This window comes from Aquicoccus porphyridii, assembly GCF_008369105.1.
Classification (GTDB): Bacteria; Pseudomonadota; Alphaproteobacteria; order Rhodobacterales; family Rhodobacteraceae; genus Aquicoccus; species Aquicoccus porphyridii.
The window spans coordinates 19,348-38,776 of record NZ_VINQ01000008.1 but is presented as its reverse complement, the minus strand read 5'-3'; the positions used below and the strand labels follow the sequence as shown (position 1 = coordinate 38,776).

At 63.7% G+C, this 19,429-nt stretch carries 16 protein-coding genes; 4 read left to right on the top strand and 12 right to left on the bottom strand.

The features are described from left to right. The first annotated feature begins 156 nt into the window (after window positions 1-156). From FLO80_RS11685 to FLO80_RS11675, 3 genes are all read left to right on the top strand, one after another. The gene (locus FLO80_RS11685) at window positions 157-2,124 is read left to right on the top strand and encodes an acetoacetate--CoA ligase (protein WP_111366609.1); all 1,968 of its coding nucleotides are present in this window, start codon (window positions 157-159) and stop codon (window positions 2,122-2,124) included. A 331-nt stretch (window positions 2,125-2,455) separates the two neighbouring features. Continuing rightward, window positions 2,456-4,774, top strand: coding sequence for an ATP-dependent Clp protease ATP-binding subunit ClpA (clpA, locus tag FLO80_RS11680; RefSeq protein WP_111366876.1), 2,319 nt, complete (start codon window positions 2,456-2,458; stop codon window positions 4,772-4,774). Between the two features lie 35 nt (window positions 4,775-4,809). Beyond that, entirely contained in the window at window positions 4,810-5,796 is a 987-nt protein-coding gene (locus FLO80_RS11675) for a M23 family metallopeptidase (RefSeq protein ID WP_246156662.1), read from the top strand. 8 nt (window positions 5,797-5,804) lie between these two features. Here FLO80_RS11675 and FLO80_RS11670 read toward each other — a convergent pair whose 3' ends face one another. The 12 genes from FLO80_RS11670 to FLO80_RS11615 all read right to left on the bottom strand — a co-directional run bounded on the left by FLO80_RS11670 (window position 5,805) and on the right by FLO80_RS11615 (window position 18,250). Further along, on the bottom strand, window positions 5,805-6,572 hold the full coding sequence (locus FLO80_RS11670) for a methyltransferase domain-containing protein (protein WP_111366874.1): 768 nt from the start codon (window positions 6,570-6,572) through the stop codon (window positions 5,805-5,807). An 11-nt stretch (window positions 6,573-6,583) separates the two neighbouring features. Continuing rightward, window positions 6,584-8,503, bottom strand: a complete 1,920-nt coding sequence (gene ftsH, locus FLO80_RS11665) for an ATP-dependent zinc metalloprotease FtsH (protein WP_111366605.1) — start codon at window positions 8,501-8,503, stop codon at window positions 6,584-6,586. A gap of 80 nt (window positions 8,504-8,583) precedes the next feature. Beyond that, complete coding sequence (gene tilS, locus FLO80_RS11660) at window positions 8,584-9,822, bottom strand: tRNA lysidine(34) synthetase TilS (protein WP_188078280.1); 1,239 nt, start codon at window positions 9,820-9,822, stop codon at window positions 8,584-8,586. Further along, the gene (gene ybgF, locus FLO80_RS11655) at window positions 9,819-10,649 is read right to left on the bottom strand and encodes a tol-pal system protein YbgF (RefSeq protein ID WP_111366601.1); all 831 of its coding nucleotides are present in this window, start codon (window positions 10,647-10,649) and stop codon (window positions 9,819-9,821) included. The genes tilS and ybgF overlap by 4 nt, the downstream gene beginning before the upstream one ends. Before the next feature lie 25 nt (window positions 10,650-10,674). Continuing rightward, on the bottom strand, window positions 10,675-11,184 hold the full coding sequence (gene pal, locus FLO80_RS11650; RefSeq protein WP_111366599.1) for a peptidoglycan-associated lipoprotein Pal: 510 nt from the start codon (window positions 11,182-11,184) through the stop codon (window positions 10,675-10,677). Between the two features lie 106 nt (window positions 11,185-11,290). Then, entirely contained in the window at window positions 11,291-12,616 is a 1,326-nt protein-coding gene (tolB, locus tag FLO80_RS11645; protein WP_370330867.1) for a Tol-Pal system beta propeller repeat protein TolB, read from the bottom strand. A gap of 2 nt (window positions 12,617-12,618) precedes the next feature. Next, window positions 12,619-13,704, bottom strand: coding sequence for a cell envelope integrity protein TolA (gene tolA, locus FLO80_RS11640; protein WP_111366595.1), 1,086 nt, complete (start codon window positions 13,702-13,704; stop codon window positions 12,619-12,621). Window positions 13,705-13,715: 11 nt separating this feature from the next. Further along, window positions 13,716-14,195 (bottom strand): protein TolR, encoded by a 480-nt coding sequence (gene tolR / locus FLO80_RS11635; protein ID WP_111366593.1) that lies wholly within the window; start codon window positions 14,193-14,195, stop codon window positions 13,716-13,718. Between the two features lies 1 nt (window position 14,196). Then, entirely contained in the window at window positions 14,197-14,892 is a 696-nt protein-coding gene (gene tolQ / locus FLO80_RS11630; protein WP_111366591.1) for a protein TolQ, read from the bottom strand. A gap of 131 nt (window positions 14,893-15,023) precedes the next feature. Beyond that, on the bottom strand, window positions 15,024-15,410 hold the full coding sequence (gene ybgC / locus FLO80_RS11625; protein ID WP_111366589.1) for a tol-pal system-associated acyl-CoA thioesterase: 387 nt from the start codon (window positions 15,408-15,410) through the stop codon (window positions 15,024-15,026). A 132-nt stretch (window positions 15,411-15,542) separates the two neighbouring features. Continuing rightward, entirely contained in the window at window positions 15,543-17,786 is a 2,244-nt protein-coding gene (locus FLO80_RS11620) for a xanthine dehydrogenase family protein molybdopterin-binding subunit (protein WP_111366587.1), read from the bottom strand. Between the two features lie 2 nt (window positions 17,787-17,788). Continuing rightward, the gene (locus FLO80_RS11615; RefSeq protein ID WP_111366585.1) at window positions 17,789-18,250 is read right to left on the bottom strand and encodes a (2Fe-2S)-binding protein; all 462 of its coding nucleotides are present in this window, start codon (window positions 18,248-18,250) and stop codon (window positions 17,789-17,791) included. A 57-nt stretch (window positions 18,251-18,307) separates the two neighbouring features. Between FLO80_RS11615 and FLO80_RS11610 the strand changes: the two genes are divergently transcribed. Further along, window positions 18,308-19,414: an AraC family transcriptional regulator gene (locus FLO80_RS11610; RefSeq protein WP_111366583.1), complete on the top strand. Its 1,107-nt coding sequence runs from the start codon at window positions 18,308-18,310 to the stop codon at window positions 19,412-19,414. Window positions 19,415-19,429: the final 15 nt, after the last annotated feature.

Below are 19,429 nucleotides of genomic sequence, written 5' to 3'. Positions count from 1 at the left end.
GTGCTGCCCGGGCGGCTGCGCCGCTATCCCGGGCGGGGCATATCCGATCAAGCACAATCCGCCCTCTGATCCACCAACGATCATGACGTTCCGTCATCGCCCTTGCCTTACCCCCCGCCACATGGAAACTGACCCCAAAGCGGGAGGACAAGAAACATGGCAGACGAGAACCCGATTCTCTGGACACCGGGCGCGAACCGCATCGAGAATGCGCGCATCGCGCAATACATGCGCTGGCTCGAAGCCGAGCGCGGCCTGACCTTCCCCGACTACAACGCGCTCTGGGACTGGTCGGTCCGCGAGATCGAGGATTTCTGGACCTCCATCATCGCCTTCTGCGACCTGCCGATCTCGGGCTGGTCCGAGGTCTTGCCCGAACGCAAGATGCCCGGCGCCGACTGGTTCCCCGGGGCGGTCACGAATTTCGCCGCCCAGATGCTCAAACCCGCCGAGATCCGCCCCGATGACACGGCGATCATCCTGCAATCCGAAACCTTCGGCCGACAGGAGCTGAGCTGGGGCGAATTGAAGGCCCGCGTCGGCGCCACACAGGCCGGGCTGCGCGCCGCCGGCGTGAAACGCGGCGACCGCGTCGTCGCCGTCCTGCCCAACAGCCCCGAGGCGCTGATCTCGTTTTTGGCCGTGGCCGGGATGGGGGCGATCTGGTCGCTCTGCGCGCCCGACATGGGCCATGTCGCGATCCTCGACCGGTTCCGCCAGATCGACCCGAAACTGCTCATCGCGCAGGATGGCTATGTCCATGCGGGCAAGACAATCGACCGCCGCGAATTGCTCGACGGGATCGCCACCGACCTGCCCGGCCTACGGCAAAAGGTGATGGTGCCCACCCTCGGCCCGGCCCAGGACGGCTGGACGACATGGGCCGATTTCACCACCCATGAGGCCGCGCCGCAAATCGACATGGTGCCGTTCTCGCATCCGCTCTGGATCGTCTATTCCTCGGGCACGACCGGCAATCCCAAACCCATCGTGCATGGCCATGGCGGGGTGCTGCTGGAAGGCACCAAGCAATCCCTGCACCAGGATCTGGGCCCCGACGACCGGTTCTGCTGGCTGACCTCCTCGGGCTGGATCATGTGGAACGCACAATGGGCGGCGCTCGGTCAGGGGGCCACGGTGGCGCTCTTTGACGGCGCACCCAATCATCCCGACATGCTCGAAGTCTGGCGCATGGTGGCGCGCGAAGGGCTCACCTATTTCGGTGCGGGGGCCGCGTTCTTCGATGGGTGCCGCAAGGCCGGCATACGCCCGGGAACCGAGCTTGACCTCTCGGCCCTGCGCTCGCTCGGCTCGACCGGCTCCCCGCTCAGCCAGGAAGGCTATGACTGGATCTATGCGCATGTGAAACCCGATGTCTGGCTGGCGCCGATCTCGGGCGGCACCGACCTTGCCGGGGCGTTCGTTCTGGGCAACCCGATGATGCCGGTGCGCGCCGGTGAAATGCAGTGCCGCGCGCTCGGCAACGCGGTGCGCGCCTTCGACGAAGAGGGCCGCGAGGTGATCGGCGAGGTGGGCGAACTCGTTTGCACCGAACCCCTGCCCTCGATGCCGCTCATGTTCTGGGGCGACGACGACGGAAGCCGCCTCCACGAGAGCTATTTCGACACCTATCCCGGCATCTGGCGGCATGGCGACTGGATCATGTTCACACCCGAGGGCGGGTCGATCATCTATGGCCGGTCGGATGCGACGATCAACCGGCGCGGGCTGCGCCTCGGATCGAGCGAGATCTACCGCGCGGTCGAGGGGCTCGACGAGGTGATGGACAGCCTCGTTGTCGATCTCGAATTCCTCGGCCGCGAAAGCTTCATGCCGCTTTTCGTGGTGATGAAAGAGGGCCACGCACTCGACGACGCGATGCGCGACCGCATCCGAAGCGCGATCCGCGCGCAGGTCTCGGCGCGCTTCCTGCCCGACGACATCGTCGAAATTGCCGAGGTGCCGCGCACGCTCTCGGGCAAGAAGCTCGAAGTGCCGGTGAAGAAACTCCTGCTGGGCGGCGACCCGGAAAAGGTGGTGAACCGCGACTCGATGGCCAACCCCGACAGTTTCGATCCGTTCATCGCCTATGCCATGACCCGGATGAGCCCGGATCACGCCTGAACACCGCCGGTTTCCCGACCCGGCGCACGCCGCGTTAACCTTTTCAGGCCCCCCGCAGGGGCGTTTTCCCCGGCAGCCGGGCGACAGCCGGAAAGCAGCCGGATGTCACCCCCCGATTTCGACGCGTCCGGCGGCGTTAACTTTTTACGGGTCCGCAGGAGGCGGATTCACCTGTAAATCACGTTTTTATCGGTCGGCTGTGGGAAATGTGATATATTTCTTCAAGAAAACCCTTGAAGCCCGACCACAATCGACCAAACTTTAAGACTATGAGGCCACAGTCACCGAGGGTGCTTCCCCGATGACGCAGTTAAAGGAGCATGGGGACAACATGCCTTCATTCTCGACCACGCTAGAGCAGGCAATCCACAGCGCCCTCGCGCTCGCCAATGCCCGCCGACACGAATTCGCAACGCTGGAGCACCTGCTTCTGGCGCTCATCGACGAACCCGACGCCGCCCGCGTCATGCAGGCCTGTTCGGTCGATGTCGAACAACTCCGCCAGACCGTGGTCGAGTTCATCGACGACGACCTGTCCAACCTTATCACCGAGATCGAAGGCTCCGAAGCGGTGCCCACCGCCGCGTTCCAGCGGGTGATTCAACGCGCCGCGATCCATGTCCAAAGCTCGGGCCGAACCGAGGTGACCGGCGCCAACGTTCTCGTCGCGATCTTCGCCGAACGCGAATCGAACGCCGCCTATTTCCTTCAGGAACAGGACATGACGCGCTATGACGCGGTCAATTTCATCGCCCATGGTGTCGCAAAAGATCCCGCCTTCGGCGAAGCCCGCCCGGTCCAGGGCGCCGAGATCGAGGAAGAGGCGCAGACCGCCCCCGGGGGCGAGGAGAAGGACTCCGCGCTGGCCAAGTATTGCGTTGATCTCAATGCGAAATCCCGCAAGGGCGATGTCGATCCGCTGATCGGTCGCGCGCATGAGGTCGAGCGCTGCATTCAGGTGCTGTGCCGCCGCCGCAAGAACAATCCGCTTCTGGTGGGCGATCCCGGCGTCGGCAAGACCGCCATCGCCGAAGGGCTCGCTTACAAGATCGTCAACGGCGACACCCCCGAGGTGCTGTCCAACACCACGATCTTTTCGCTCGACATGGGCGCACTGCTGGCCGGGACACGCTATCGCGGTGATTTCGAAGAGCGGCTCAAAGCCGTGGTCAACGAGCTCGAAGACCACCCCGACGCGGTGCTCTTCATCGACGAGATTCACACCGTGATCGGCGCCGGAGCCACTTCGGGCGGGGCGATGGATGCCTCGAACCTGCTCAAACCCGCGCTTCAGGGCGGCAAGCTGCGCTGCATGGGCTCGACCACCTACAAGGAATTCCGCCAGCATTTCGAAAAGGACCGCGCCCTCTCGCGCCGGTTCCAGAAGATCGACGTGAACGAACCCTCCGTCTCGGACGCGGTCAAGATTCTCAAGGGCCTCAAACCCTATTTCGAGGATCACCACAGCGTGAAATACACCGCCGACGCGATCAAGACGGCGGTCGAGCTTTCGGCGCGCTACATCAACGACCGCAAACTGCCGGACAAGGCCATTGACGTCATCGACGAGGCCGGGGCCGCCCAACATCTGCTGGCCCAGTCCAAACGCCGCAAATCCATCGGCGTGAAGGAAATCGAAGCCATCGTCGCCAAGATCGCGCGCATCCCGCCCAAAAGCGTGTCCAAGGATGACAGCGCAGTGCTCAGGGATCTCGAAAAATCGCTCAAACGCGTGGTTTTCGGTCAGGACAAGGCCATCGACACACTGGCGTCGGCAATCAAGCTTGCCCGCGCCGGCCTGCGCGAACCCGAGAAGCCCATCGGCAACTATCTCTTCGCCGGGCCCACCGGTGTCGGCAAGACCGAGGTGGCCAAGCAACTGGCCGATACCCTCGGGGTCGAACTTTTGCGCTTCGACATGTCGGAATACATGGAGAAACACGCGGTTTCGCGCCTCATTGGTGCACCTCCGGGTTATGTCGGTTTCGATCAGGGCGGGCTTTTGACAGATGGGGTCGATCAACATCCCCACTGCGTTCTGTTGCTCGACGAGATCGAGAAGGCGCACCCGGATGTCTTCAACATCCTGCTTCAGGTCATGGACCACGGCGAGTTGACCGACCATAACGGGCGCACGGTGAATTTCCGCAATGTCGTGCTGATCATGACGTCGAATGCCGGAGCCACCGAACAGGCCAAAGCGGCGATCGGGTTTGGCCGCGACCGCCGCGAGGGCGAAGATACCGCCGCGATCGAGCGCACCTTCACGCCGGAATTCCGCAACCGCCTCGATGCCGTCGTGTCCTTTGCGCCGTTGCCCAAAGAGGTGATTCTGCAAGTGGTCGAGAAGTTCGTGCTTCAACTCGAGGCACAACTGATGGACCGCAACGTGACGATCGACCTGACCAAGTCTGCCGCCGAATGGCTCGCCGACAAGGGCTATGACGACAAGATGGGCGCCCGCCCCCTGGGCCGGGTGATTCAGGAATACATCAAGAAACCGCTCGCCGAAGAGTTGCTCTTCGGCAAGTTGGCCAAGGGTGGTGTGGTGCAGGTCGGCGTCAAGGATGGCGAGCTTGAACTGCGGATCGACGGCCCGGGCAATCCCCGCCTCAAAGGCGACAAACCTCGGCTGTTGACTGCGGATTGACCGGGGCCTTGTCCCGGGATCGGCACGAGAGGACCGTGTCGCAACCGCTGTTTCTAGCCGTTGTGACGCTTGCTGGCATGTGTCTCGCCCTGCCGCTGCGGGGCGAGGCACCGCGGCTTGCCCAGCCCATCGACTGCACGCTCGGGGAAGACTGCTATATCCAGAACTATGTCGATCACGATCCAGGCCCCGGCTACGCCGATTTCACCTGCGGCCCCCTGTCTTACGATGGCCACAAGGGCACCGATTTCGCCCTGATCTCCCGCGCAGCAATGACCGCCGGTGTCACGGTGCATGCTGCCGCCGCCGGGCGCGTGACGGCTCTGCGCGACGGGATGACAGATGGTGTCTTTCTGGAAGATCCTGCCGCGGTCAAGGATCGGGAATGCGGCAACGGCGTGGTGATCGACCATGGAGAAGACTGGCAGACGCAGTATTGCCACCTCCAGAAGGACAGCGTTTCCGTTACCAAGGGCCAAAGCGTGAAGGCCGGTGCGCCCCTTGGCCGGGTTGGCCTTTCCGGGCGGACCGAGTTTCCGCATGTGCATGTCTCGCTGCGCCATGATGGAAAGGCCGTCGATCCTTTCAATCCGGATGGAGATCACGCCTGCGAAGAAATGCCCCGGCGCACCTTGTGGCAAGACCCGGCACCTCACTATCGCCCGGGCGGCATGCTCAGCGCCGGGTTTTCCGATGCGGTTCCCGCCTATGATCACGTGAAATCGGGCCGCGCCGCCACCGTGCATCTGCCTGCCGACGCTCCTGCACTGGTGGTCTGGGGATTTGCCTTCGGGGGGCGACCGGGCGATCGGGTCATGCTCGAGATTAATGCGCCCGATGGATCAAGAATCATCTCGCATACCGTCGAACTTGAAAACCCCATGGGGCTTTTCTTTCGCGCGGCCGGCAAACGACGTAGCGGATCGGCATGGCCGAAAGGCGTCTATCATGGCCAGGTCTCGCTCCAGCGGGACGGTCAACACCTTGGCACACAACATACCACCGTCACGATCGGGCCCTGACGCTCCGGTCACATAGTGAGGGTAAAGAACACCCGGCGAAACGGGAACAGCACCGCGCCATCGGACCCGCGCGGATAGGCCTTTTCCATCACCTCTTCATAACGCCGGATCAGTTCAGCCTGCTCATCGGGCTCCAGCACCGCAAGGATGGGGCGCGCAAAGGTGCTTTCGGTGAAACGCCGCACCGGATGGCCGCCCTGATCCGCGCTCAACATCTGGTAGTAATCCGTTTCCCACAGCGACAACGCCCCCAACCCGGAAAGCAGATGGTGATAGCGCGCAGGCTTCATCACGCCGGGGGCCGCATCCACGTCGATCCGTCCCGGGAAAAGCTCTTCGGCGAGGCTCAGCCAGACCCTGTGCGATGGTGCGTTGTTCTGATGCGGCATCTGCACCGCCAATGTTCCCCCGGGGGCCAGCATTTCCGCCAGACGCGGGAAAAGCACTTCGTGATCCTTGAGCCAATGCAACACCGCATTCGAGTAGATCAACCCGGCGCGCTCGACCGACCAGTCCGCGATGTTGCGCTCCTCCAACGCGTCATAGGCACCGCTCTCGGCCGATTTGGCCAACATGGCGGGGCTCTCATCCACGCCCACGATGCGATGCCCCAAGTAACGTTGCCGCAGGACCGGCCCCATCGCCCCTGTCCCACATCCAAGATCGATCACATCACCGCCGCCCACCGAGCGGACCGCCAGCATCAGGTCAATCGCCGGGCGCAAACGCAAATCCCGGAACCTGGCATAGGCCCCGGGATTCCAGTCCGTTGTCATCGTTGACCCGCTCATGCGGTCGGCTCAGGTTCCAATTCACCGTCATCCCGGGGCTTGGGCCGCGGCTTGGTCTTGGGAATCGCCGCGACCGAGGGGGCGCTGCCTTCGCCGGAGGCCGCATCGTCATCGCCCTTGTGCGGCGGCTCACCACGGATCACGCGCTCGATTTCTTCACCTGTCAGGGTTTCGTATTCCAGAAGACCATGCGCAAGCTTCTCCCAGTCTTCCTGACGGTCTTCCAGGATGCTTCGCGCGTGCTGATAACCCGCATCAATGATGCGCTTGACCTCGTCCTCGATCAGTTCCTTGGTATGGGCCGAGATCGAGAAACCACCCGCCCCATTGCCACGGAATGCTTCGGCTGCCTCCTGATAGTCGATATTGCCCACCTTGTCGGACATGCCCCACCGCATCACCATCGCCCGGGCCAGCGCCGAGGCCTGCATGATGTCACCGGCCGGTCCGTTCGAAATCGCGCCTTCGCCGTACTTGATGATCTCGGCAGCCTTGCCCGCCATGGTCATCGCGATTTTCTGTTCCAGCTCATCCTTGAAATAGTTCAGCTGGTCCATTTCAGGCAGGGACATCACCATGCCCAACGCCTGGCCGCGCGGAATGATCGTCGCCTTGTAGACCGGGTCACATTTCGGAAGGGTCAGTCCGACAATCGCATGCCCGGCCTCGTGATAGGCGGTCATTTCCTTCTGCGCCGGCGTCATCACCATGGACCGCCGTTCGGCGCCCATCATGATCTTGTCCTTGGCCATTTCGAAATCTTCCATCGCGACAAAGCGCCGCCCCACGCGCGCCGCCGTCAACGCGGCTTCGTTCACAAGATTCGCCAGATCGGCCCCGGAAAAGCCGGGCGTGCCGCGCGCAATGATACGCAGATCGACATCCGGCCCGAGCGGGGTCTTGCGGGCGTGCACGCTCAGGATCTTCTCGCGCCCCTTGATGTCCGGATTGGGCACCGTCACCTCGCGGTCAAAGCGGCCCGGCCGCAACAGTGCAGGGTCCAGCACATCCTTGCGGTTGGTTGCGGCGATGATGATCACGCCCTCGTTGGCTTCGAACCCGTCCATTTCCACCAGCAACTGGTTCAACGTCTGCTCACGCTCGTCGTTGCCACCGCCATAGCCCGCTCCACGGTGGCGACCCACGGCGTCGATCTCGTCGATGAACACGATGCAGGGCGCGTTTTTCTTGGCTTGTTCGAACATGTCACGCACCCGGCTCGCGCCCACACCGACGAACATTTCCACGAAGTCCGAGCCCGAAATGGTAAAGAACGGCACCCCCGCCTCACCCGCAATCGCGCGCGCCAGAAGCGTCTTACCGGTGCCCGGCGGCCCAACCAGAAGCGCGCCCTTGGGAATCTGCCCGCCAAGACGGCTGTATTTCTGCGGATTGCGCAGGAATTCCACGATCTCTTCGAGTTCTTCCTTGGCCTCGTCGATACCGGCCACGTCGTCAAACGTCACGCGCCCCGACTTCTCGGTCAGCATCTTGGCCTTGGACTTGCCAAAGCCCATGGCTCCGCCGCCCCGGCCACCCTGCATGCGGTTCATGAAATAAATCCACACACCGATGAGCAAGAGGAACGGCAGCAGGCTCAGGATGAAGGTCTGAAAACCCGATTGTTGCTGGCTTTCGGCTTTGACCGGAATGTTCCTGTCGATCAAAAGCTGCGTGACCTCGGCATCCTCGGGCTTGATTGTCACGTAATCCTGACCATCGTCTGCGCGATAACGCACCTGCTCACCATCCAGCGTGACCGAACTTACCCGGTCCTGCTCAACCGCCCTTACGAATTCGGAGTAGCTTATTTCCCGGCTTTGCAGCGTGTTTCCACCGCCACTGAAAAGATTGAACAGCGCCAGTATCAGAAGAAACAGCACGACCCAGAAGGCGATATTTCTCGCGTTGCCCAAGGCAAATCTCCCATGAAAAACTCTGGCCCCGCGCTTATCACAGGAACCTTTGGACTAAAATAGACATCGCGGGCCAAGGTTCAATCCCGACATAGCCAGTTCTCGAAGCTTGGCCCGATCCGCACAGCCTTGTGGCGGGTTTCGGCCGTGGACACCGGTGACCAGACAAGCCGACCCGCGTCCCACACCGCGGGAAGGGACAGCAAGACCCGGCGCGGCAGGCCCAGATCGCGCCAATCGGGGCACTGCTGCAACCCCTCTGCACCCAGGGCGCGAATATCCATCCCGTCCAACGGCCCCTCGATCTGCCATCGTCCGTCGAAGGGCGATCCATGCAAATCCATGACCGCCTGATACTCGCGTGCAAGCCACACCCGATCCTGCGCGACCCAGCCGATCACCCCGCCCAGGGTCTGCGTTCCGCGCCCGAGCAGCACAGCCTCGAACCCACCCTGCGCAGTCGAGCGTGGCGAATACTGCGCCCCGGAAATCCATTGCAGCGCCGCATTCAGAAACCGCCGCCGCACCTCGGAATGCAGCGCCTGGAAATCGTCATGGCTCAATGACAGTGCCCCACACCGTTCCACGACCTTGCCGTGCAGGGCCTGCTGCACGGTTTGACGCAACAGGCTGTTTTCCGAGGCAAGGTTCTCTGCCACCGCCCCCAACACTTGCGCATCAATCCCCAGCGGGGCCAGAACCTCCAGCGCCTTGCGCACCCGGACACGTTCGAACCCGTCATCGGCATTGCTGGGGTCTTCAACCCATCCGACCCCCTGTCGCTCGAGATATCGGCGCAGCATCGACCGCTCGACCCCAAGCAACGGGCGCACCCATTCCATCCCGTAGCGCTCGAAACGCGATGCCATCCGCCTCAGCCCGTCACTGCCCGCCTTGCGCGCCAATCGCATCACGAAGGTTTCGGCCTGATCGTCGCATGTGTGACCAAGTCCGACCGCCTCGACCCCGCGTTGGCGTGCCCATTGCGCGATCTCGCGATAACGGGCCATGCGCGCCGAAGCCTGAAGGTTGCCCTGCCCGTTCCAGCCCGCCCAAGTCAGGATGTCATGCGCGATCCCGCGTTCACGGCAGAGCCGGGCCACCATCGCAGCCTCTTGTGGCGCCTCCGCCCGCAACCCGTGATCGAATGTCACCGCACTCAACCGCGCGCCGGAACGTGCCGCCCAATCCTGCATGAGAAGCAACAAGGCCACGCTGTCGCCACCGCCCGAGACGGCCACGCCGACATGATCGAAAGGCGTGGCCGTGAACGTACGCGCCACCGCATCGACAAGGGCGGCGTCCGCGGCTTCGCTCACTGGCACTCGAGGCGTTGGATTTCCTCGCGTGCCTTGGTCTCTGCCGCGGCCCCGGGAAACCGTGTGCCGACCTCATGCAACGTGACACAGGCCTCGTTGGTCTGCCCCAGCCGACCCAGCCCGCGCCCCAGCTCGAACAGCGCATCCGGGGCGTCCTTGCCATCCGGATCGGCACTGAACGCCGCCAGGTAGGACCGTGCCGCCTCGGTCAAATTCCCCGATGCCTCGAGCGCACGACCACGACCCAGATGCGCCGCCACTTCCAGCGGGCTACCGGGATAGGTCTCGTTGAACCGGGCAAACCCGTCGGCCGCCGCGTCATGGCGTCCCTCGTCAAGGGCCTTTTGCGCCGCATCGAAATCGGCCCGTTCCCCCATGGCAAGTTGCGGGCCTTCCGGGTCTTGCGTGGACTGATCCGCCGGGGCGGCGGCATCCGATCCCTGTGTTTCCTGCGCCCCACCCAATGTGGTCGTTTCTCCGAGTTGACTGACGTCCCCGCCCTCAAGCTCGACAAGACGGAATTCAAGATCGGCAACACGGTTCGTCCCGTCGCGCACGATGTTGCCGATCCGCATTTCCAGCTCTTCGGTCTTGGCCGTCAGGCGCCGCACCTCGGCCTCGATCGTATTGACACGATCAAGCACGGAATCGCCCTGTACCACGGCACCCGAGGCCCCCGTGGTGGACAACTCGCGCTTGAGCTTCTGAAGCTCCACGTGAAGAACGGTAAGATCCTGCCGGATATCGGCCAGCGTCTGCGAGCGATCCTGCGCCGCCCCGGTGCCAGCCAGGAAAACTGCCACCAGAAGTCCCAGACCCCACCGCATGCCTTGCACTCCGGTCCTCATGCCGTCACCCGGTCAGTCCACTGGCCAGAACGGTGACCGCGCGGCGGTTCTTGGCATAGCAGCTTTCTTCACTACAGATCTCGATCGGTCGTTCCTTGCCATAGCTCACGGTTTTCAAACGGTTCGACGAAATGCCGCGGGAAATCAGGTATTCGCGCACGGCACTGGCCCGGCGCGCACCAAGGGCAAGGTTGTATTCACGTGTGCCCTGTTCGTCGGCATGGCCTTCGATGATGACATTATAGTCGGCATTCGTGGTCAACCAGCTTGCCTGCCCGTCAAGCACCCGCTTGGCCTCGTCATCGAGCGTTTGACGGTCCACCTCGAACAGCACCCGATCACCAATCGCCTGTTGGAAATAGAGCGGAGATTTCGGATCGCTTGCCGAGCCCGCGATAGCGGCATCGCTGCCTGCTCCCGCCCCCGTGCCATCGTTGTCGAACCGGCCCGCATTGGTGCAGGCCGCAAGGGAAAGCCCCGCCACGAGCAGGATGGATTTCGCCAGATAGGTCATGTGTCAAGCCTCATAGGTTTTTCTGTTTCTACTACTACCACAAGGCAGGGCCTGTGTGAATCTGCTCTCGGTCGGGCATCGAATTTTTCGAAATTCCGCCGCCCCTTCATTTCTGCAACGGGCTCCATGACGGGTCGGATGCACCGTCGGGTGTGCGCACCTGCTTGAGGTTCCGCCCCGTGATGTCGACCGTATAAAGGCTTGCTTGTCCTTGCGCGCCCTGCGTCTCGCGGGTGAACATGATCACCCGCCCGTTCGGGCTCCATGTCGGCCCCTCTTCAAGGAACGACGCCGTCAAGAGCCGCTCGGCACTGCCATCGGTTTTCATCACGCCGATGTGGAACCGGCCTTTCGATTGCTTGGTAAAGGCGATCAGGTCGCCGCGCGGGCTCCAGACCGGGGTGCCGTAATTGCCGCTGCCCTGGCTGATCCGCTGCGCCTCACCCCCGGTCGCCGGCATCACGTAAAGCTGGCGCGAGCCGGAGCGGTCGCTTTCAAACACGATCTGGCTGCCATCGGGTGAATAGCTGGGCGCGGTCTCGATCGAAGGCGCGCGCGTCAGGCGCGTCTCGGCCCCGGTCGAGATGTCTATCAAGTAGATATCGGTATTGCCTCCCGTTTCGAGCGAGAATACCACCCGCTGACCGTCCGGCGAAAACCGCGGTGCAAAACTCATCGTGCCTTCGCGACTTTGCAAACCACGGCGGCCGACATTGGCCACGTCCAGAATATAGATCCGCGGAAAACCGCTCTCGAAACTGGTATAGAGTACGCGGTCGCCCGTGGGCGAGAATCTCGGAGCAAGCACCAGCGACGTGCTGTCGGTCAGGTACTGGACGTTCGCGCCATCATAATCCATGATCGCCAGTCGCTTGCGGCGGTCGTCCTTGGGCCCGGTCTCGCTCACGAACACGACGCGGCTATCGAAATACCCGGACTCGCCGGTGATCCGGCTATAGACTTCATCGGCCACTTTATGGGCCATCCGCCGCCACCCGCCTGTGGTGCCCGCAAATTGCAGCCCGTTGCCCAGTTCCTGACCACCAAACACGTCCCAGACCCTGAATTTCACCGTGACGTTGTCGCCTTCGACTGCCACCGCCCCGGTGATCAGCGCCTGTGCGTTGATCGCCCGCCAGTCGGCAAACTCGACCGGGCTGGAGAAACTGGTGATCTGGCTGATATAGGCCTCCTTGCCGATCTCGCGAAAAAGCCCGGTTCCGCTCAGGTCAGCCGCAACCACCCGTGCGATGTTCACGGCCATCTGCGACGCCGCCCCGTTCTCAGGCACGAAATCGGGCACCGCATAGGGCAAGGGTTCCATCACCCCGTCGGTGATCTCGATCCGAAGTGGTCCGTTCTGCGCCTGCGCGGGGGTCACGAACAGCCCCGCGGCAACAAGCATCATCATGAAGGTTCCGATCAGTCTCATCATCATCTGAGCCTCATTTTCTCCGGATTGAACGTCATCTCGATTTCACGCCAGCTTTCGTATTTTTCCTGCGGCAGGTCGAACCCGCCACGACCACAGGCGATGACCGCCGTGCGCGCATTGCGAAAGGCAGCATCACGCGCGCCCTGATCGCCACCTTGCGCCGAGACGAGGCTGGGCGAGCCGGCCAATGTCCCATCGCGGTTCAGCGCCACTGATACCACAACCGTAACCTCGGCGGCAGTCGAACCGGGATCAACATTCCAGCAATTCGAGATTGCCAGTATAAGCGCATCGACTTCTCCCTCGCTCAGTGCGGGGGCCGTCGATTGATCCTCCGATGCTCCGCTCTCGTCCCCAAGCGCCTGTTGCAGCACCGAACTCACCGCGTTGGCAGTATCGGCACCCGGGCCATCTTCCACCTGTGCGGTGGCGCGCGGACGCGGGCGTGGGCGCACCGATTGGCGCGGAGCGGCCGTGACCTCATCGGCGGCCTCGGGCGTGATGTCGGTCACGGATTCCTCGGGCGCGGTGGCCTCTTCTTCGGGGCGGGTCTCTTCGGCCGGCGTATCCGCGGTCTCTTCGCGCACCACTTCATCCGGCGCCGCTTCGGGCTCGGGCGGTTGAGCCACCGGCACGGGGGCGACGCGCTCGACGGGCCGGGCTTGCGGGCGCGCAGAGAGTTGCGGCACCAAAAGCGCGCTTTCCTCCTCGGCGGGGGGCGCAATCTCGGGCGGCCGGTCCTCGATCTCTTGCGGCTGCGGCAAAGGCGCCGCGGTTTCCGGCGGCTCATCGGGCGGCGGTGTTTCGACCACCTCGGGTTCGGCCTGTTCCGGCGTGATATCCGGCGTTGACGGCATGTCGGGCTCTGGCGGCTGATCCGCTTCGGGCGCTTGCGGCGTCGCCACGTCCGTGACCGTCTCGGGTGCGCGCTGCGCCGCCATCATCGCCTCGAACTCCTCGCCCGAAATCACTGTCACATCCCTGACCTCGAACGGCAGGGGCTCGGCATCGAACTGCCCCCCGAACAGCAACCAGCCGATGAAGCCCACGTGCCCCACCGCGGATATGATCTGACCGGTGTTCATGCTCGAACCCGTCAGTTCCCCGTCTCGTCAAGCGATGGGCCGCCAATATCCGTGACCAGCCCGATATTCGAGAACCCGCCGCGATTGAGCGCCCCCATCACTTGCACCACCTGTTCATAGGGCACCGCCCCGTCGGCCCGCAGGAAAACCCGGTTGCTGGCTCGCTCGACCGCCACCGCGCGCAGCTTGGCCAAAAGCTCGTCACGCCCCACTTCTGTGCGCTGCAACAGCACCACACCCTCGGCGGTGATCGTTACGGTCAACGGCTCCTCGGCCTCGCTCGGCAGCGCATTGGCCGCCGTCTTGGGCAACTCGACCGGCACACCCACCGTCATCAGCGGCGCGGCCACCATGAAAATGATCAGCAGAACCAGCATCACATCGACAAAGGGCGTCACGTTGATCTCGCTCATCGGCACCGCGCGCCCGCCCCGGCGCCTGCGGCGCGATCCGCCACCCGCGCCCGACGATTTGATGACCCCCGCCCCCATCTCAGCTGTCCAGTTGACGGCTGAGGATGGTGGCGAACTCATCGGCAAAGGCCTCGTAGCTGGCGATGATCCGGTCGCTGTCGGCCGAAAGCTTGTTGTAGAAGATCACCGCCGGGATCGCCGCCAAAAGGCCCAGCCCGGTGGCCAGAAGCGCCTCGGCAATACCCGGCGCCACAACGGCGAGATTGGTGTTCTGCTGCTGCGCAATCTCGATGAACGAATTCATGATCCCGATCACCGTGCCGAACAACCCCACGAATGGTGCGGTTGATCCCACCGTCGCCAGCACCGGCAAACCGGCCTGCAAACCTTCGGCTTCCTTGGCGATGGCCACATCCATCGACCGGTCGATACGGGCCTGTGCCCCGGCGATGAACCTGCCATCCGCCCGGTGCGAACGTCGCCATTCGATCATGCCGGCCGCAAAGACCTTTTCCGACTGCCCCTTGGGGTCGGGTCCTATCTGTTCGAAAAGCTGATCCAGCGGCTCGCCCGACCAGAACGCCCGGTCGAACCGCGCCGCCTCGCGCCGCGCCTTGCGATAATCGATGAGTTTCTGGAAAATGATCGCCCACGACCAAAAGGACGCGACGATCAGAACGATCATCACGAGTTTCACCGTGATCGTGGCACGCGCGAACAACGCCCACAACGTGAACTCGATCTCTTGCGCCAGGGCAAGGGTTTCTGCTTCCATCTGCCTGCTCGTTGTTTCGACCGTCTGTTGCGGCCCTTGTTGCGATCCAAATTAGCTGATTTTCAAGGGGAAAGCCAACAGCTTTGCATCACGTTTTCGAACCCGCACCCCGGGTGGCGGTTTCCCGCCGTTCACCCCGCGGGCGCGTCCCAGTCCGGCAACCGCACCGGCTTGCCGTCAAGCGTCATGCAGATCACCGTCACCATGGCCCGAAACAGAACCTTTTCGCCACGTTTGACCTCTTGGCCCATGACCATCCGCACCGGCTTGCGGCTCTCTACCCATGTCTCGACCACCAATTCGTCATCGAGACGTGCGGGCGCAAGGTAATCCGCCTCGACCCGCCGCACGGCAAAAACGATGCCGTCCTGGTCCTTCATCCGGTTCTGATCGAGCCCGACCTCGCGCACCCATTCGCTGCGCCCACGCTCGATATATCGCAGGTAATTGGCGTAATAGACGATACCGGCCATGTCGGTATCCTCGTAATACACCCGGATCGGCAGCTTGTAGATCATGCTCGGCCCCTCGAAACGCTGCCCGCAAACTAGGTCGGGCCGGCCCTCGCCGCAAGCACGAAGCCGCCCCTTCATCTGACCCGAAATACCTCGGGGGTGTGGGGGCAGCGCCCCCACGACCACCTCACATTGTCATGCGAAATCGACGAATTTCGAGAATGGCATCTCCCGCAACCGCTGCCCGGTCGCAGCAAAGATCGCGTTGGCCAGCGCGGGTGCGGCGGGCGGCACCGGCGGCTCACCGATGCCCAGAACCTTGTCGCCGTTCTCCAACCCACGCACCTCGATCTCGGGGCACTGGTCGATCCGCATCGCCTCGAACAGATCGTAATTCTCCTGCTCCACCCGGCCATCGGCAAACGTGATCTCGCCCAGCATGGCATGGCCCAGCCCGAACACCACACCGCCCTTGACCAGCCCGTCGAAATTGACCGGATCGACCACCCGGCCCACCTCGGCGGCGACCCAGACCCTTTCGATCCGCAGCCCCAGCTCGGTCATTCTCACCTCGACGATCTCCGCACAGGGCACACCAAAGGACGTGACCAACGCCACCCCGCGCCCCACGCCCTCTTCGGGGCGCGGTCCCGACCATGACGCCATCTCGCCCACCGCCTCCAGAGCCTTGCGCGTGGGCTCGTGGAAACACATCCGCAACCGCTCCTCCAGCGGGTCGGCCCCGGCCGCATGGATCAACTCGTCAAGAAACCCCTCGTGGAAAAACCCGTTGATCGACGCCCCGACCGAGCGCCATGAACTCACCGGCGCAAGTCGCGGCGCACGATAGCCCGTGACCCGATAATCGGGGATCGCATAGGCCTGATCCCAGGCCGCCTGCGCGATGGTCATGTCGGGCCCCGGCATCGGCAGGCCCTGCCGCTCGCCCATCTGGCTCGCCATGATCGACGGCGCGGCGACATGCAGATCAAGCGCCCGGACCTGTCCATTCCCGACCGCGCCCTTCATCCGTGCCATCCCGGCGGGGCGCAGGAAATCCTGCCTCGTATCTTCCTCGCGGCTATAGGTGAGCTTGACCGGCCGCCCGCCCGCCTGCATCGCGATCTGTGCCGCCCGGATCACCACGTCATCCTCAAGCCGGTGACCGAAACTGCCCCCCATCATCAGCACATGCACATGCACCTGGTCAGCCTTCACCCCGCAAATTTCCGCGACATGCGACTGGGCAAAGCGCGGCACCTGCGTGCCGGTCCAGACATCCACGCGCCCCTCCTGCACCCAGACCGTCGCGTTGATCGGCTCAAGCGGCGCATGCGCCAGATAGGGCGCGCGGTACTCCGCCTCGATCGGCGCATCGCCCAGCGCCGCCTCGACATCGCCCTCGTCGCGCTGGCGCGAGTCCTGCCGGTCGGAAACAAAGCTTTCAGCCAGCGCCTGCCAGTGTTCGGCCTGTTCGTCCGGGTAATCCGCAGGCCCCCAGTCACACTCGACGGTCTCGGCCGCGCGAAAGGCCCGCCACGTGTTGTCGGCCAGAACCGCGACCCCACCGGGGATCTCGAAAACCGCTTCGACCCCGCGCATCCCGCGCGCCTCCTGCGCGTCGAACCCGTTCAAGGCCCCGCCCCGGCGCGGGTTGAGCCGCACCGCCGCATGCACCATGTCGGGCAATTCCACGTCGATACCGTAGTCCTGCGTGCCGGTCGATTTCGCCGCGATATCAATGCGCTTCATCGGCTTGCCGATATAGCGCCATTCCTCCGGCGCGCGCAGCCGCACCTTGTTCACCGGCTTCAGCCCTGCCGCCACGGGTGCCAGCTCTTCATATGTCAACGCGCTGCCATCCGGCAGGATCACCCGCCCCTCGCCGGTTTCCAGCGCGGTCACGTTGATCCCCGAAACCTCGGCCGCCGCCGCCTTCAATGTCTCGCGCGCCACCGCCCCGGCCACGCGCAGCTTCTCCCAGGCATCCGGCACGGTGGTTGACCCGCCGGTGATCTGCATGCCCAGGAATTTCATCGGCGCATCCATCACATCCCGCAGCGTCTCGGCCATGACCCCCTCGTCATAATAGGCGAAAGGCACCGCCTCGGCACTCAGCGCGGTGTTGTAATAGGCCGCGTCGGGCGGGCCGGGATCGACCTTGATCTTGTCCAGATCAACGTCGAGTTCTTCCGCGATCAACGCCGCCTGAACGTGATACGCCCCCTGCCCCTTGTCGCCGCGCGGCGTGATCAGGGTCACCCCCTCGGCATTGATCAGCACGTAAGGCGTGAGCGCCGCCTCGCCCTCGCCCAACCCGTCGAGAAGCGGGTTCTTCGCCGGACGCTTGTACATCACATACCCAAACGCCACGCCCCCCAGAACGGCCGCCGACCCGATCAGGAACGTGCGCCGCGCGATCTTTCCAACCTTGCCCATGATCACCCCTCCCTGACGCGTTCGGCCGCCGCCTTCACCGCCGCACGAATGCGCGGATAGGTGCCACAGCGGCACAGGTTGGCCCGCATCGCCTCGTCGATCTCGACATCGCTCGGGTCGCTGTTCTCGCCCAGGAACGAAGCGGCCAGCATGATCTGCCCCGACTGGCAGTATCCGCATTGCGCCACCTGGTGTTCGATCCACGCGGCCTGCACGGCCTGCAAGACGGGAAACCCGCCCACGTCTGCCCCGATCGTCGTGACCTCACCCCAGACATCACCGGCAAAGACCTGGCAGGATTTTACCGCCTCGCCGTCAATATGCACCGTGCAGGCCCCGCATTGCGCGATCCCGCAGCCATATTTCACGCCCTTGATTCCCAGTTCGTCCCTGAGCACCCACAAAAGCGGCATGTCCTCTTCGACATCCACCTCATGGGCAACACCATCCACCACGATCTGCATCACCGTCTCCTGTTCCGCGTTCCTGCTTAATGTAACCCGGATTCCCGCTGTTGAAACTTGCATATCGCGCCAAAACGCATTCAAACTGCGCCAACCCGCCGCCGCTGGCCGGAAATCGCCACCAAGCCCGGCTTCACGCCGCCGCACAGGAAGGACGAAACGAAACCGATGCGCCTGCCCGATCATTTCGCCATTGGCCCACAACTGGTTCACGCCGCAAAGGCGATGGACCTGCCGCCCGGGCGATTGCTGCGCCGCGCCGGGCTCTCCCCGGCGCTGCTCGAACCCGATCACCGCGGCGTGACGGCCGGGCAGTTCTTTGACCTCTGGCATGCCGCCGAGGCCGAGGCCGGACGCCCGGGCCTTGCCCTCGATCTCGGGCGCGCGATGGCGCATGGACCGATGGTCCCGGCGGTCCAGGCCTTTGCCTCAAGCCCCGACATCGCGACCGGGGTGCAACGATTGGCCCTGTTCAAACCTCTCGTCGCGCCGCTTCATGTCGATGCCGAGAAAACCGAAATCGGTTTGCGCCTGCGCTGGCTGCCGATGCCACGGGGCACGCCGATGCCGCCACTTCTGGCGATGTTCGAACTGGTTTTCTTCCTCGAATGCTGCCGCCACCTGACCGCGGCACCGATCGTGCCGGTCGCACTCGGCCTGCCCGGCGAAACCCACACCGACACGGACCTGCGGGCCTTTTTCGGAACCACGCCCGGGCGAACAGACCACACCGAAATGATCCTGTCCGCGGCCGATGCGACCCGCCCGATGATATTCGCCAACGAGGATCAATACCGCCTGATCGAAAGCTCCCTGCGCCAGCAAATGGCCGAGCGGCGCGCCACCACGATCACCGACCGGGTACGCCGCGTGCTCGTTGACCTGCTCCCCGGTGGCGAGGCCTCGGTCGATGCGGTCTGTGCCCGGCTGGCCCTGTCCCGGCGCTCCCTGCAACGCAAACTGCACGCCGAAGGCGTCTCGTTTCAGGTCATTCTCGATCAGACCCGGGCTGAACTATCGCTGCATTACCTCGCCCGGCCCAACCTGTCGGTGCAGGAAATCGCGTTCCTGTTGGCCTATCGCGATCCCAACTCCTTCTACCGGGCCTTCCAGGGCTGGACCGGCATGACCCCGGGCGAGGCCCGATTGCAGGCCGGACCCTGACCCGGGAACGAATCG